Source organism: Methylobacterium sp. Leaf108 (assembly GCF_001423265.1).
GTDB lineage: Bacteria > Pseudomonadota > Alphaproteobacteria > Rhizobiales > Beijerinckiaceae > Methylobacterium.
This window is the reverse complement of the sequence record NZ_LMND01000005.1, coordinates 24,435-37,883: the sequence shown is the minus strand read 5'-3', so window position 1 is coordinate 37,883 and position 13,449 is coordinate 24,435. Positions and strand designations below refer to the sequence as shown.

Annotated in this window: 11 protein-coding genes; 8 read left to right on the top strand and 3 right to left on the bottom strand. The window is 68.5% G+C overall.

Annotation, left to right across the window (positions count from 1 at the left end; genetic code table 11):
- Positions 1 to 185: 185 nt before the first annotated feature.
- Together rpoD and dnaG are read right to left on the bottom strand one after the other, a co-directional pair.
- On the bottom strand, positions 186 to 2,186 hold the full coding sequence (rpoD, locus tag ASF39_RS05435; protein ID WP_056281731.1) for an RNA polymerase sigma factor RpoD: 2,001 nt from the start codon (positions 2,184 to 2,186) through the stop codon (positions 186 to 188).
- A 197-nt stretch (positions 2,187 to 2,383) separates the two neighbouring features.
- Positions 2,384 to 4,303, bottom strand: coding sequence for a DNA primase (gene dnaG / locus ASF39_RS05430; protein ID WP_055883291.1), 1,920 nt, complete (start codon positions 4,301 to 4,303; stop codon positions 2,384 to 2,386).
- Positions 4,304 to 4,618: 315 nt separating this feature from the next.
- On the opposite strand from dnaG, the gene ASF39_RS20270 reads away from it, so the two are divergent.
- A complete protein-coding gene (locus ASF39_RS20270; protein ID WP_200938165.1) occupies positions 4,619 to 4,912 on the top strand; it encodes a BrnT family toxin in 294 nt (97 codons plus the stop codon).
- Between the two features lie 10 nt (positions 4,913 to 4,922).
- On the top strand, positions 4,923 to 5,195 hold the full coding sequence (locus ASF39_RS05425; RefSeq protein WP_244472285.1) for a BrnA antitoxin family protein: 273 nt from the start codon (positions 4,923 to 4,925) through the stop codon (positions 5,193 to 5,195).
- 9 nt (positions 5,196 to 5,204) lie between these two features.
- Here the strand turns inward: ASF39_RS05425 and ASF39_RS05420 are convergent, their stop codons facing one another.
- Positions 5,205 to 5,666 carry a GatB/YqeY domain-containing protein gene (locus tag ASF39_RS05420; protein WP_055883326.1) on the bottom strand — a complete coding sequence of 154 codons (462 nt, stop codon included), beginning with the start codon at positions 5,664 to 5,666 and terminating at the stop codon, positions 5,205 to 5,207.
- A 186-nt stretch (positions 5,667 to 5,852) separates the two neighbouring features.
- On the opposite strand from ASF39_RS05420, the gene carA reads away from it, so the two are divergent.
- The 6 genes from carA (at position 5,853) to ASF39_RS05390 (ending at position 13,432) form a co-directional block, all read left to right on the top strand.
- On the top strand, positions 5,853 to 7,082 hold the full coding sequence (carA, locus tag ASF39_RS05415; protein WP_056281728.1) for a glutamine-hydrolyzing carbamoyl-phosphate synthase small subunit: 1,230 nt from the start codon (positions 5,853 to 5,855) through the stop codon (positions 7,080 to 7,082).
- Positions 7,083 to 7,203: 121 nt separating this feature from the next.
- Positions 7,204 to 7,581: a hypothetical protein gene (locus ASF39_RS05410; protein ID WP_055883285.1), complete on the top strand. Its 378-nt coding sequence runs from the start codon at positions 7,204 to 7,206 to the stop codon at positions 7,579 to 7,581.
- Positions 7,582 to 7,812: 231 nt separating this feature from the next.
- Positions 7,813 to 11,298: a carbamoyl-phosphate synthase large subunit gene (gene carB, locus ASF39_RS05405; RefSeq protein WP_055883280.1), complete on the top strand. Its 3,486-nt coding sequence runs from the start codon at positions 7,813 to 7,815 to the stop codon at positions 11,296 to 11,298.
- Between the two features lie 127 nt (positions 11,299 to 11,425).
- Complete coding sequence (greA, locus tag ASF39_RS05400; RefSeq protein WP_200938171.1) at positions 11,426 to 11,902, top strand: transcription elongation factor GreA; 477 nt, start codon at positions 11,426 to 11,428, stop codon at positions 11,900 to 11,902.
- 28 nt (positions 11,903 to 11,930) lie between these two features.
- Entirely contained in the window at positions 11,931 to 12,425 is a 495-nt protein-coding gene (locus tag ASF39_RS05395) for a hypothetical protein (RefSeq protein ID WP_244472284.1), read from the top strand.
- Positions 12,422 to 13,432, top strand: coding sequence for a mitochondrial fission ELM1 family protein (locus tag ASF39_RS05390; RefSeq protein WP_244472283.1), 1,011 nt, complete (start codon positions 12,422 to 12,424; stop codon positions 13,430 to 13,432). Before ASF39_RS05395 ends, ASF39_RS05390 begins: the two co-directional genes overlap by 4 nt.
- Positions 13,433 to 13,449 lie beyond the last annotated feature (17 nt).

Genomic DNA, 13,449 nt, shown 5'->3' with positions numbered 1-13,449 from the left:
GGGCAACTTCTGTCGTCTACAGGGATGGGCGTCGAGGCTTGGGGTCCGCTCCGGCGCATTCTGGCAACGACAACGACCGGCCATGGCAACGGCCGCTATCCCTCGCGGCGGCCGGCGATTCCCGTCCTGACAACCCTTCGCCCGCCCCATCGGGGCGGGCGAAGGGCCGCCCGGCCCAATCGGCCTCAGTTGTCGAGGAAGCTGCGCAGCTTCCGGCTACGGCTCGGGTGCTTGAGCTTGCGCAACGCCTTCGCCTCGATCTGCCGGATGCGCTCGCGGGTCACGGAGAACTGCTGGCCGACCTCTTCGAGGGTGTGGTCGGTGTTCATCCCGATGCCGAAGCGCATCCGCAGCACCCGCTCTTCGCGGGGCGTGAGCGAGGCGAGCACGCGGGTCGTGGTCTCGCGCAGGTTCGACTGGATCGCCGCGTCGATGGGGAGGACGACGTTCTTGTCCTCGATGAAGTCGCCGAGATGCGAGTCTTCCTCGTCGCCGATGGGCGTCTCCAGGGAGATCGGCTCCTTGGCGATCTTGAGAACCTTGCGGACCTTCTCCAGGGGCATGGCCAGCTTCTCGGCCAATTCCTCCGGGGTCGGCTCGCGGCCGATCTCGTGCAGCATCTGGCGCGAGGTCCGGACGATCTTGTTGATCGTCTCGATCATGTGCACCGGGATGCGGATCGTCCTGGCCTGGTCCGCGATCGAGCGGGTGATGGCCTGCCGGATCCACCAGGTGGCGTAGGTCGAGAACTTGTAGCCGCGGCGGTACTCGAACTTGTCGACCGCCTTCATCAGGCCGATGTTGCCCTCCTGGATCAGGTCCAGGAACTGCAGGCCGCGGTTGGTGTACTTCTTGGCGATGGAGATCACGAGGCGCAGGTTCGCCTCGATCATCTCCTTCTTGGCCTGGCGGGCTTCGCGCTCGCCCTTCTGGACCATGTTGACGATCTTGCGGTACTCGCCGATCTCGAGGCCGGTCTCGGAGGCCAGGGTCAGGATCTGCTCGCGTAGGTCGCCGACCTGCTTAGCGCCCTTCTCGACGAGGTTCTTCCAGCCCTTGCCGCCGAGTTTGCCGACCCGCTCCATCCAGTTCGGGTCGAGCTCCCAGCCCTGGTAGTGGCGCAGGAACTCGTCGCGGGCGACGCCGTGGGTCTCGGCGTAGCGCATCAGGCGGCCCTCATGGCTGATGAGGCGCTTGTTGATGTCGTAGAGCTGCTCGACCAGGGCCTCGATGCGGTTGGCATTGAGGGACAGGGACTTCACGTCGGCGACGACGGTGTCCTTGAGCTCGGACTGCTTCTTGCCCTGGGCCGCCGTCTGGGTTCCGCCGCCGGCCTTGATCTCGCCGTGCTCGTTCTGGAGCTTGCGCAGCTTCTTGTAGTTGTTGGCGATGTTGTCGAACGTCTCGAGCACGCGCGGCTTGATCTCGGCTTCCATCGCCGCGAGCGAGACGTTGTTCTCCATGTCGTCGTCGTCGTCGCTGCCCTCGGCGGGGATCGGCGCCTCGGCCTCGGCTTCCTCGCCCTCCTCACCCTCGGCGATCTGCGGCGCGTTCTTGGCGTCCGGCCCGGCGTAGGTGGCCTCGAGGTCGATGATGTCGCGCAGGAGCACCCGGCCGTCGACGAGTTCGTCGCGCCAGATGATGATCGCCTGGAACGTCAGCGGGCTTTCGCACAGGCCCGCGATCATCGCCTCGCGACCGGCCTCGATCCGCTTGGCGATGGCGATTTCGCCCTCGCGGGAGAGCAGCTCCACCGAGCCCATCTCGCGCAGGTACATGCGCACGGGATCGTCCGTGCGGTCGGTGGGCTCCTTGGTGGTGGTCTCGCGCAGGGCCACGGCCTTGGCCGGCGCGATCTCGGCGACCTCGGTCCCCTCGGCGGCCTCCTCGTCGTCGGAAGCCTCGCCGTTGGCGGGCTTCTCGGTCGCGGCGTCCTCGGTCTCCTCGGCCTCGACGACGTTGATGCCCATCTCGGAGAGCTGGGACAGGACATCCTCGATCTGGTCGGGGTCGGATTGCCCGTCGGGCAAGACCTCGTTGATCTCCTCATAGGTGATGTAGCCGCGCTTCTTGGCGAGCTTCACCATCCGCTTGACGGAGGCATCCGTCAGGTCGAGGAGCGGTCCGTCGGTCTGTTGCTCGGGGGCAGCATCCGTCTCGTCCCGTTCCGTTGCCTTGGTTGCCATGATCAGCCTATTGTTGCCGCACGTACATCGAGCGGGAGCGAGAACGCCCCACGCGGTCGATGCCGCACTTTCATATTGGTCTGCGGAGGCTCGGATGCGACCGCGTCGATGTCAGATCCCGGTATGCAAGCAAGACGCTTGACCGATTGTTAACTATGGCCCGCGATCGGGCGGCCGCCACGGCGTTCGCCGAAGGCTCAAAGCCTGGGCGGATCGCCCTCCTCCGGCACATCCGCTTCCGCCTCGGCCCCGGCGATCACCGCCAGACGGTCCTTCACGTCGCATAGCCAAGCAAAATTGGCCTCGGTCGGGTCTTCGGCCAGGGCCCGCTCGGCTTGGCGGAGTTCGCTATTTAGCGCGCCTGACTTGCAGTGCAAGATCACGGCCTGACGCAATGCGTCTTCGAGCCGCACGGAATCCGCGTGCGGATCGAGGGCCCAGCGGTCTCCGGGCCTGACGTGGGAGGATAGCCGGGTCACGGCGGCCTGCAAACCCGCCCGCTCGATGCGGTTGGCCAGAACCTCCACCTCCGGTTGGTGCGCCTCGGCATGGGCGTCGAGCAGGAGCGAGCGCAGGGCCTGGGCGTCCGGATCGTCGAGGACCAGTGCGGAGAGGTCCTCGGCCTCGATGCCGAGCAGTTCCGGGTGGACGAGCAGGCTCGCCACGATCATGGCCTCGCGGTCGCGGAAGGCGGCATGGCCCGAGGCGCCGGTGGCCCCGGCAAAGAGCGGGTTGAAGGTGGTGGTGATCCGCGGCGAGGGCGCGGGCTCGTCCATGCGCCCGCGCCGCGGGCCGCCGCGCGGCTGATACGGCGCCCGCCCGTCGTCGCGGCGCCGGGCCGGGCCGCCCTGCGGCGAGAGACTGCGCAGGCGATCCTCGATCTCGTCGCGATAGAACCGCCGCACGGTCTCGTCGCGGATGCCGGCCACCATCGCCCGCACCGCCTTGGCGAGGCCCGCCCGGCGCTCGGGCGTGTCGACGGGGCCGGCTTCGAGGGCGCGCGACCACAGCACCTCGACGAGGGGGCGGGCGCCGGCGAGCACCGTGTCGATCGCGGACGGGCCGCCCGACCGCAACAGGTCGTCGGGGTCCTGGCCCTCGGGCAGGAGCGCGAACCGCAGCGACTTGCCCGGCTCCAGGGACGGCAGGGCGGTCTCGATCGCCCTGAGCGCGGCGCGCTGGCCGGCGGCATCGCCGTCGAAGCACAGGATCGGCTCGTCGGCATGGCGCCAGAGCAGGGCGAGCTGCTCCTCGGTCAGGGCCGTCCCCATCGGGGCCACGGCGTTGGCGTGGCCGGCCATGGTCATGGCGATGACGTCGACATAGCCCTCCACGGCGACGATGGTGCCGCGGTCGTGGGCGCTCTTGCGGGCGCCGTGCAGGTTGTAGAGCACCTGCCCCTTGTGGAAGAGCGGCGTCTCCGGCGAGTTCAGGTACTTGGCCTTGGCCTCGGCCTGCATCGCCCGGCCGCCGAAGGCGATGACCCGGCCGCGGCTGTCGGTGATCGGGAAGATGATGCGGTCGCGGAACTTGTCGAAGGGGACGGCGATGTCGTCGCCCGAGACCAGCAGCCCGAGTTCGGCCATCAGCTCCTTCTCGACGTCCTTGGCCGCGAGGTGGTCGCGCAGGCCGTAGCGGTCACCGGTGGCGTAGCCGAGCCGGAAGCGGGCGCGGATCTCGGGCGTGAGGCCGCGGCCGTCGAGGTAGGCGCGGGCCGAGGCGCCGGGGCGCCCGCGCAGTTGCTCCTCGAAGAAGGCGGCGGCGAGTTCCATCACCTCGAAGGCGCCCTTGCGCTTGGTCTCCATCGCCCGGGTGTCGGCGCTGGGGCTGGGCAGTGCGACGCCGGCCTCCGAGGCCAGCCGCTCCACCGCTTCGGGGAAGCTCAGGCCTTCCGTCTCCATCAGGAAGGTGAACACGTCGCCGTGCTTGCCCGACGAGAAGCAATGGTAGAACTGCTTCTGGTCGTTGACGTAGAAGGACGGCGACTTTTCCGCGTTGAACGGCGACAGCCCGCGCCACTCGCGCCCGGCCTTCTTCAGCCGCACCCGCCGCCCGACCACGTCGGAGGCGGGCAACCGCGCTCGGATCTCTTCGAGGATGTGGGGCGGGTAGCGCATGGGCCTTCGAGATGGTCGACGGTGGGCGTCCACCGACCCAACCCTTATCGCATGGACCGTTCCCAAGTCGTAAGCTGGCCCTCCAGATCGGTCCACGATCGCGGGTCGGTGCGACCCCGTCGGACGTCTTGCTCTCCGAACTCAACCGGTGTATATACGTTTGTATTGATTGTCTCGGCCTTGTGAGAGATCGAGCATCATACAGTTTGGTGTCGATTGATCGCGTAATCAAACTCTATTTTTATGAAACAATTGCGAGTTTTTCCATGGTATACTGATTTCATCATCGATCGAACGGCATCGGGAAATTCTTAAATGGAAGATATTTCCTACGAATGGAATGAAGAAAAACGAAACGGTAACCTCATAAAGCACGGTATCGATTTTAGAGATGTGATCTCTGTATTCAGCCGCCCGCATTTGACCTTTCCCTCGATGCGTGGCGACGGGAATAGGAATGTCACCCTTGGGGTGCTTGGGCTTGGCGCACCCGGGTCGGGCGTCATCGCCGTGGTCTGGACGGATCGCGGCGGTGTGAAGCGAATCATCTCTGCGAGAAGGGCAAGGCGAAATGAGCGAGACATCTATCACGCGGGTCGGTCCGCTTGACGAGCGCCCCGTGGGCCTGACCGACCTGGCACGGTTGGAGGCCTTGTCGGACGAGGATATCGCGGCTGCGGTCGCGTCCGATCCCGACGCGGCGCCCCTCGACATCGACTGGTCGCGGGCGCAGCTGGTGATCCCGCAGCGCAAGGCTCCGATCTCGATCCGGCTGGACGAGGACGTGCTCGATTTTTTCAAACGCGGCGGAGCCGGCTACCAGAGCCGGATCAACGCCGTGTTGCGCAGCTACATGCGTGCGAAGGAAAGCGAGCCCGGCCCGGCGGCATGAGGACGATCCTCACCCCTTGGCGTTCAACGCCTCCTTCACCAGCCCGCTCGCCCGCCCGAAATCCATCCGGCCGGCGAACTGGCCCTTCAGGGCGGCGATGACCTTGCCCATGTCCTTGGGGCCGGCGGCACCGGTCTCGGCGATGGCCGCGTCGATGGCGGCCCTGGTCTCGGCCTCGTCCATCTGCTGGGGCAGGTAGGCGGCGATGATCGCGGCCTCGGCCCGCTCGGCCTCGGCGAGTTCGGGGCGGCCGCCCTGGTCGTAGACGCCGGCCGATTCGTTGCGCTGCTTGATCATCTTCTGGAGCAGCGCCAGGATCTCCTCCTCCGAGGCCGGCTCCTTGCCGAGCCCGCGCGCCTCGATGTCCTTGTCCTTGAGGGCGGCCTGGATCATCCGCACGGTGGCGAGCTTGGCCTTGTCGCCGGCCTTCATGGCCTCCTTCATCTCGGTGGTCAGGCGGGCACGCAGCATGGTCGTCTCCTGTCGGGCGTCGACATCGGGGGTGGTGTGCGAATCGGGGCGGTTGAGCCGGGCGGCGGCCGGGGCCACATTGACCCCGTCGACGCCCGCTCGGTATGAGCACGGCACGACGATGCCACCCGCACGCGCCGTCTTCGACGGCGCCGGGAATGGCCGGACATAAGCGAGATCGAGCCGATGCTGCAAGACGACGGCGCCACCGCCCGCGCACCCGCTCCCTGGGCCGAGCCGGTGCCCACCGCCCTCCTCGTCCTCGCCGACGGGATGGTGATCGAGGGCTTCGGCATCGGCCAGACCGGGATCGCCGATGGCGAGGTCTGCTTCAACACCGCCATGACGGGCTACCAGGAGATCCTGACCGACCCGTCCTATTCCGGGCAGATCGTCACCTTCACCTTCCCGCACATCGGCAACACCGGCACCAACGACGAGGACCTCGAGAGCCTGGCCGATGCCCCGGCCTCCGGGGTGCGCGGCACCGTGGTGGCCTCGGCGGTGACCAACCCGTCGAACTGGCGTTCGTCGCGCCATCTCGACGCCTGGCTGAAGGCCCGCGGCATCGTCGGCATCACCGGCGTCGACACCCGGGCCCTGACCGCGCTGATCCGCGACAACGGCATGATCAACGCCGTGATCGCCAACGACCCGGACGGGTCGTTCGACCGCGATGCGCTCAAGGCCCGTGCCGCCGCCCTCGCCCCGATGGAGGGCCTCGACCTCGTGCCGCCGGTCACCAGCACGCAGGCGAGCGACTGGTCGCAGACCGCATGGGACGTGAAAGCCGGCTACGGCAGCCGCGCCGCCGGGCGGGGCCTGAAGGTCGTGGCCATCGACTACGGCGTGAAGCGCAACATCCTGCGCCTGCTCGCCGAGGCCGGCTGCGACGTCACCGTGGTCCCGGCCACCACCTCCGCCGAAGCGATCATGGCGATGAAGCCGGACGGCGTGTTCCTGTCCAACGGCCCGGGCGACCCGGCCGCGACCGGGCACTACGCGGTGCCGGTGATCCGCGCGCTCCTCGACGAGAGGGTGCCGACCTTCGGCATCTGCCTCGGGCACCAGCTCATGGGCCTGGCGCTCGGCGGTCGCACCGTGAAGATGGCGCAGGGCCACCACGGCGCGAACCACCCGGTGAAGGACAAGACCACCGGCAAGGTCGAGATCGTCTCGATGAACCACGGCTTCGCGGTCGATCCCGCGAGCCTGCCGGCCACGGCGGTGGAGACCCACGTCTCCCTGTTCGACGGCTCGAACTGCGGCCTCACCCTCACCGATCGGCCCGCCTTCTCGGTGCAGCACCACCCCGAGGCCTCGCCCGGCCCGCGCGACAGCCACTACCTGTTCGAGCGGTTCGTGGCGCTGATGCGGGCGGGCAAGCCGGAAACCGTCTCGCCCCCCTCCCCGTGAGCGCGGCGAGTCACAAAAAATCCCGTTTTTCCCGCCATTAGGCGGCCCGTTAACGAAGCGATAACGGTGTCGGACGAAAGCTCCCACACCACGCTCGGACGGTGCCGCTCAGGGGTTGACGATGACGGTGGATGACGTGCGCGACGACTTCTCGCGCCTGCATGGGATCTTCACGTTCCATTTCGGGGTCGCGGTCGGCCTCTCCTGGATGACGTCGCTGTATTCGGCCTGCTACGCACCGTGGGTCCGCAACATCCGCGCCCTGATCGATCCGACGGCGGGCCTCGACCGGATCGAGAGCACCTGGTCGTTCCTGTTCGCGATGCCGGTGGTCCTCACCGTCGCCTGGGTCAGCTTCCACTTCGGGCGCGAGATCATGCGCCGGTCGCAGGCGCTGCCGAACGTCGCCGTGGAGTTCGCGGCCGCCGCCCTCGTCGCCTTCGGCGTGTTCTACCTGTCCATCGACCGGGCCGTCTCCGCCCTCTACCTCGGCCTCTGACGGGCGACCGCGCGCAGCCGCCCCCGCAAAGACCGGGATCGGATCGCGCGGCGGGCGCCATCGCCCGGACGGCACTCCCGCCCCTTCCCGGGTCGCGCGCCCTTCCAAACCGCGCGTCCGCCGTGTAAGGCCAAATTCCAACGACAATCCCGGCCGCCAGCGCCCCTTTGCCCGTGCCGCGTATCGGCGCCCGGCGAGGTCGGGTGCGCGCGCCCGCATCCAAGGCGTCCGATGCCGAAGCGCACCGACCTCTCCACGATCCTGATCATCGGCGCCGGGCCCATCGTGATCGGGCAGGCCTGCGAGTTCGACTACTCCGGCACCCAGGCCTGCAAGGCCCTGCGCGAAGAGGGCTACCGGATCGTCCTGGTCAATTCGAACCCGGCCACGATCATGACCGACCCGGACATGGCCGACGCCACCTACGTCGAGCCGATCACGCCGGAGATCGTCGCCAAGATCATCGAGAAGGAGCGCAACGTGCTCCCCGGGGGCTTCGCGCTGCTGCCGACCATGGGCGGCCAGACCGCACTCAATTGCGCGCTCTCGCTCAAGAAGATGGGCACCCTCGAGAAATACGACGTCCAGATGATCGGTGCCACCGCCGAGGCCATCGACAAGGCCGAGGACCGCCACCTCTTCCGCGACGCCATGACGAAGATCGGGCTGGAGACGCCGAAGTCGGCGCTCGCCAACGCCTCCGCCGCCAAGAAGGCCGACCGCGAGCGCTACCTCGGCGAGATCGCCAGGATCGAGGCGACCACCCCCGAGGACGAGCGCGCGGGTGCCCTTAGCGCCTTCGAGAAGAAATGGCGGTCCACCGAATCAGAACGGCGCAAGCGCTACGGCGAACACGCCATCGGCCAGGCGTTGATCGCGCTGGCCGAGGTCGGCCTGCCGGCCATCATCCGGCCGTCCTTCACCATGGGCGGCACCGGCGGCGGAATCGCCTACAACCGGGAGGAATTCCTCGACATCGTCGAGCGCGGCATCGACGCCTCGCCCACCAACGAGGTCCTGATCGAGGAATCGGTCCTCGGCTGGAAGGAATACGAGATGGAGGTCGTCCGCGACAGGAACGACAACTGCATCATCGTCTGCTCCATCGAGAACATCGACCCGATGGGCGTCCACACCGGCGATTCCATCACCGTCGCGCCGGCCCTGACGCTGACCGACAAGGAATACCAGGTGATGCGCGACGCATCCCTCGCTGTCCTGCGCGAGATCGGCGTCGAGACCGGCGGCTCGAACGTGCAGTTCGCCATCGACCCGGCCACCGGCCGGATGATCGTCATCGAGATGAACCCGCGCGTCTCGCGCTCGTCGGCGCTGGCGTCCAAGGCCACCGGCTTTCCCATCGCCAAGGTCGCGGCCAAGCTCGCGGTCGGCTACACGCTGGACGAGATCGCCAACGACATCACCGGCGGCGCGACCCCGGCTTCCTTCGAGCCCACGATCGATTACGTGGTGACGAAGATTCCCCGCTTCGCCTTCGAGAAATTCCCCGGCGCCGAGCCGACGCTCACCACCGCCATGAAGTCGGTGGGCGAGGCCATGGCCATCGGCCGCTGCTTCGCCGAATCCCTGCAGAAGGCCCTGCGCTCCCTGGAGACGGGTCTCACCGGCCTCGACGACATCGAGATCGAGGGGCTGGGCAAGGGTGACGACCACAACGCCATCAAGGCCGCCCTCGGCACGCCGACGCCCGACCGGCTGCTCAAGGTCGCCCAGGCCCTGCGCCTCGGCGTCAGCCAGGAGGAGGTCTACGCCTCCTGCAAGATCGATCCGTGGTTCCTCGAACAGCTCCAGGGCATCATCGATCTCGAGAACCGGGTGCGGGCGCACGGCATCCCGACGACGCCGGGCGCCCTGCGCCAGCTCAAGGCCGCAGGTTTCTCCGACGCCCGCCTCGCGGTGCTCGCCAGGACCGACGAGGACGAGGTCCGCCGCCAGCGCCGCGCCCTGGACGTCCGTCCCGTCTTCAAGCGCATCGACACCTGCGCGGCCGAGTTCAAGGCGCCCACCGCCTACATGTACTCGACCTACGTCGCCCCCTTCGCCGGCGCCGTGGCCGACGAGGCGCGCCCTACCGACGCGAAAAAGGTCATCATCCTCGGCGGCGGCCCCAACCGGATCGGCCAGGGCATCGAGTTCGACTACTGCTGCTGCCATGCCTGCTTCGCGCTGACGGAGGCCGGCTACGAGACCATTATGGTCAACTGCAACCCCGAGACCGTCTCCACCGACTACGACACCTCCGACCGGCTGTACTTCGAGCCGCTGACCGAGGAGGACGTCCTCGAGATCATCGCGACCGAGCGCCAGGCCGGCACGCTGCACGGGGTCATCGTGCAGTTCGGTGGCCAGACGCCGCTCAAGCTCGCGCGCGCCCTGGAAGCCGCCGGGGTCCCGATCCTGGGTACCTCGCCGGACGCCATCGACCTCGCCGAGGATCGCGACCAGTTCAAGCGCCTGCTCGACAAGCTCGGGATGAAGCAACCCAAGAACGGCATCGCCTATTCCGTCGAGCAGAGCCGGCTGGTGGCGGCCGACCTCGGCCTGCCCTTCGTGGTGCGCCCGAGCTACGTCCTCGGCGGGCGCGCCATGGCGATCATCCGCGACGAGGCCCAGTTCGCCGACTACCTCCTCGACACCCTGCCGAGCCTGATCCCGTCCGACGTCAAGTCGCGCTATCCCAACGACAAGACCGGACAGATCAACACGGTGCTGGGCAAGAACCCGCTTCTGTTCGACCGCTACCTGTCGGACGCCACCGAGATCGACGTCGACGCCATCTGCGACGGCACCGACGTGTTCATCGCCGGCATCATGGAGCACATCGAGGAGGCGGGCATCCACTCGGGCGATTCCGCCTGCTCCCTGCCGTCGCGGTCTCTCTCGCCCGAGACCATCGCCGAGCTGGAGCGCCAGACCAAGGCGATGGCGCTGGCCCTGCGGGTCGGCGGCCTGATGAACGTGCAATACGCGATCAAGGACGGCGCGATCTACGTGCTCGAGGTCAACCCGCGCGCCTCGCGCACCGTGCCGTTCGTGGCCAAGGTGATCGGCGAGCCCATCGCCAAGATCGCCGCCCGGGTGATGGCCGGCGAGAGCCTGGCGAGCTTCGCGCTCAAGCCGAAGGTGCTGGACCACATCGCGGTCAAGGAGGCGGTGTTCCCCTTCGCCCGTTTCCCCGGCGTCGACGTGCTGCTCGGCCCCGAGATGCGCTCCACCGGCGAGGTCATCGGCCTCGATGCCGGCTTCGGCGTCGCCTTCGCCAAGAGCCAGCTCGGTTCGGGCACGAACGTGCCCCGGAGCGGACGGGTGTTCGTGTCGGTGCGCGATGCCGACAAGGTGCGCATCCTGCCGGCGATCAAGCTCCTGTCCGGGCTCGGCTTCGAGATCGTGGCCACGAGCGGCACCCAGCGCTACCTGGTGGAGAACGGCGTGCCCTGCGACCGCATCAACAAGGTGCTGGAGGGCCGGCCGCACGTGGTCGACTCGATCAAGAACGGCGACATCCAGCTCGTCCTCAACACCACCGAGGGCGCCGGCGCCCTGTCGGACTCGCGGTCCCTGCGCCGGGCGGCCCTCTTGCATAAAGTGCCGTACTACACCACTCTAGCCGGAGCCATGGCGGCGGCCGAGGGCATCGAGGCCTATCTCGAAGGCGATCTTCAGGTCCGCGCCTTGCAGGAATACTTCGCGGCTTGAAATAGTGCGCGCAGGCCGTCCTAGCATCGCCCTTCCAGGGGCGGCGAACGGGACATGTTTCATTTGGCCCGGAGGGAGCGGCAGCGTTCCCGACCGGGCCTATTCATTGTGGCGCGAGACGATGACGATAGACAAGGTTCCGATGACGGTGCGGGGCTTCGCGGCCCTGGAGGCCGAGCTCAAGCATCGCCAGCAGGTGGAGCGCCAGCGCATCATCCAGGCCATCTCGGAGGCCCGCGCCCTGGGGGATCTCTCGGAGAACGCCGAGTATCACGCCGCCAAGGAGGCGCAGTCCCACAACGAGGGCCGCGTCCTCGAATTGGAGAGCATGATCTCCCGCGCCGAGGTCATCGACGTCACCAAGCTCTCGGGCACCAAGATCAAGTTCGGCGCCACCGTGAAGCTCGTCGACGAGGATACCGAGGAAGAGAAGACCTATCAGCTCGTCGGCGAGCCGGAGGCGGACGTGCGCTCGGGGCTGGTCTCGATCACCTCGCCGATCGCCCGCGCCCTGATCGGCAAGGGCGTGGGCGACACCGTCGAGGTGACGACGCCCGGCGGCGGCAAGTCCTACGAAGTCGTCGCCGTCCAGTATGGTGGCTGAGGCCTTCGCAGGCCTTGGCCGGATCGGCGTGTCGCGGATCGCGCTGACGCTCGCCGTCCTTCTGGCTGGCGGGATCGGCCTCCGTGCCGAGGGCCTCGCCGCCCTCGCAGGCGGTCGGGTCTCGGCGATCCGCGTCGACGTCCGCCCCTTCCTGGCGAAGGGCGGCGGCGCCGAGGCGGAGGCCCTGCAGGCGGATCTCCTGGCGGCGTTGCGCAGGAGCTTCGCCGACCGCCTCGGCGGCCAGGGGCCTGCCCTCGTCGTGGTGGTCCGCAGCCTGTCGCTGACCGCCTATGTCGGTTCCGAGGGACGCCGCTTCGGCGGCGGCGGCCATACCGACTACCTCGACGGCGAGGCCCTGCTCCTGGGCCCTCGCGGCGAGGTCATCGCCCGGCATCCCCAGCTGTCCGCCCTGCCGGCGAGTTCGGGCGGCGCCTGGTACGATCCCGAATCCGAGCGCCGCCGGGTCACGGCCATCGCCGAGCATTACGCGCAATGGCTGCGCCGCGCGCTGCCCGACGGGTGAAGGCCGGTTCCGCGGCCCCGCCGCCGGACATCGCCCGCGCCCGGGCCTGGGTGATCACCGACGGCAAGGCCGGCGACGAGACCCAGTGCCTCGGCCTCGTCGAGACCCTCGGCCTCCGGGCCGACGTCCGTCGCATCTCGGGCCGTGCGCCGTTCTCGTGGCTGGCTCCATGGGGGCCCGTCGACCCCCGCCATGCCCCCGGCCGGTCCGGCGGCGCGCTGGCCGGTCCCCTCCCCGACCTTCTCCTCGCCTCCGGCCGGCAGGCGGTGCCCTACCTGCGGGCCATCCGCCGGGCGAGCGCCGGCCGCACCTTCACCGCCTTTCTCAAGGACCCCCGCACCGGTCCGGCCAGCGCCGACTTCATCTGGGTGCCGGATTACGACGACCTGCGCGGTGCGAACGTTCTGACCACGCCGACGCCGCCGCATCGCGTGACGCCGGCGCGCCTGGCCGCCGCCCGCGCCGCGCCCGACCCGCGCCTTGCCGCCCTCCCCCGTCCGCGCGTCGCCGTCCTGGTGGGAGGCGACAGCCGGCACCTGCGATTTTCCGCGGCGGACACCGCCCGCCTGCTGGCGGAGCTGTCGGCCCTGAGCGAGGCGGGGGCCTCCCTCATGCTCACGGTCTCCCGGCGCACGCCTCCGGCACTCCGCGCGGCGCTGGCCGCCCTCGCGAAGGACAGGCCCGCCTTCTTCTGGGACGGGAGCGGCGAGAACCCCTACGTGCCGATGCTGGCGCTGGCCGAGGCGGTGGTCGTGACCTCCGATTCCGCCAACATGGTCGGCGAGGCGGTGAGCACCGGCGTCGCCGTGCTGCTGTTCGAACTCCCCGGGACCTATGTCCGGCATCGCCGCTTCTTTGCGGGATTGCAGGCGGCCGGCGCCCTGGCGCCGTTTACGGGCCAGCTCGACATGTTGCATTACGCACCCATCGACGCGACACCGGAGATCGCGCGACGCCTCGCCGATGCCTACATGCGTCATCAGGCAGGGATCGCGCTCTCCCGTTGATCGCCACCAGGAGTCGT

Bases quoted from the DNA above. Each gene is read 5' to 3' on its own strand.
- ASF39_RS05410 (WP_055883285.1), top strand. From the start codon at position 7,204: ATGACGGTGGATGACGTGCGCGACGACTTCTCGCGCCTGCATGGGATC.
- ASF39_RS20270 (WP_200938165.1), top strand. From the start codon at position 4,619: ATGGAAGATATTTCCTACGAATGGAATGAAGAAAAACGAAACGGTAAC.
- carA (WP_056281728.1), top strand. From the start codon at position 5,853: ATGCTGCAAGACGACGGCGCCACCGCCCGCGCACCCGCTCCCTGGGCC.
- dnaG (WP_055883291.1), bottom strand. From the start codon at position 4,303: ATGCGCTACCCGCCCCACATCCTCGAAGAGATCCGAGCGCGGTTGCCC.
- carB (WP_055883280.1), top strand. From the start codon at position 7,813: ATGCCGAAGCGCACCGACCTCTCCACGATCCTGATCATCGGCGCCGGG.
- ASF39_RS05420 (WP_055883326.1), bottom strand. From the start codon at position 5,666: ATGCTGCGTGCCCGCCTGACCACCGAGATGAAGGAGGCCATGAAGGCC.
- rpoD (WP_056281731.1), bottom strand. From the start codon at position 2,186: ATGGCAACCAAGGCAACGGAACGGGACGAGACGGATGCTGCCCCCGAG.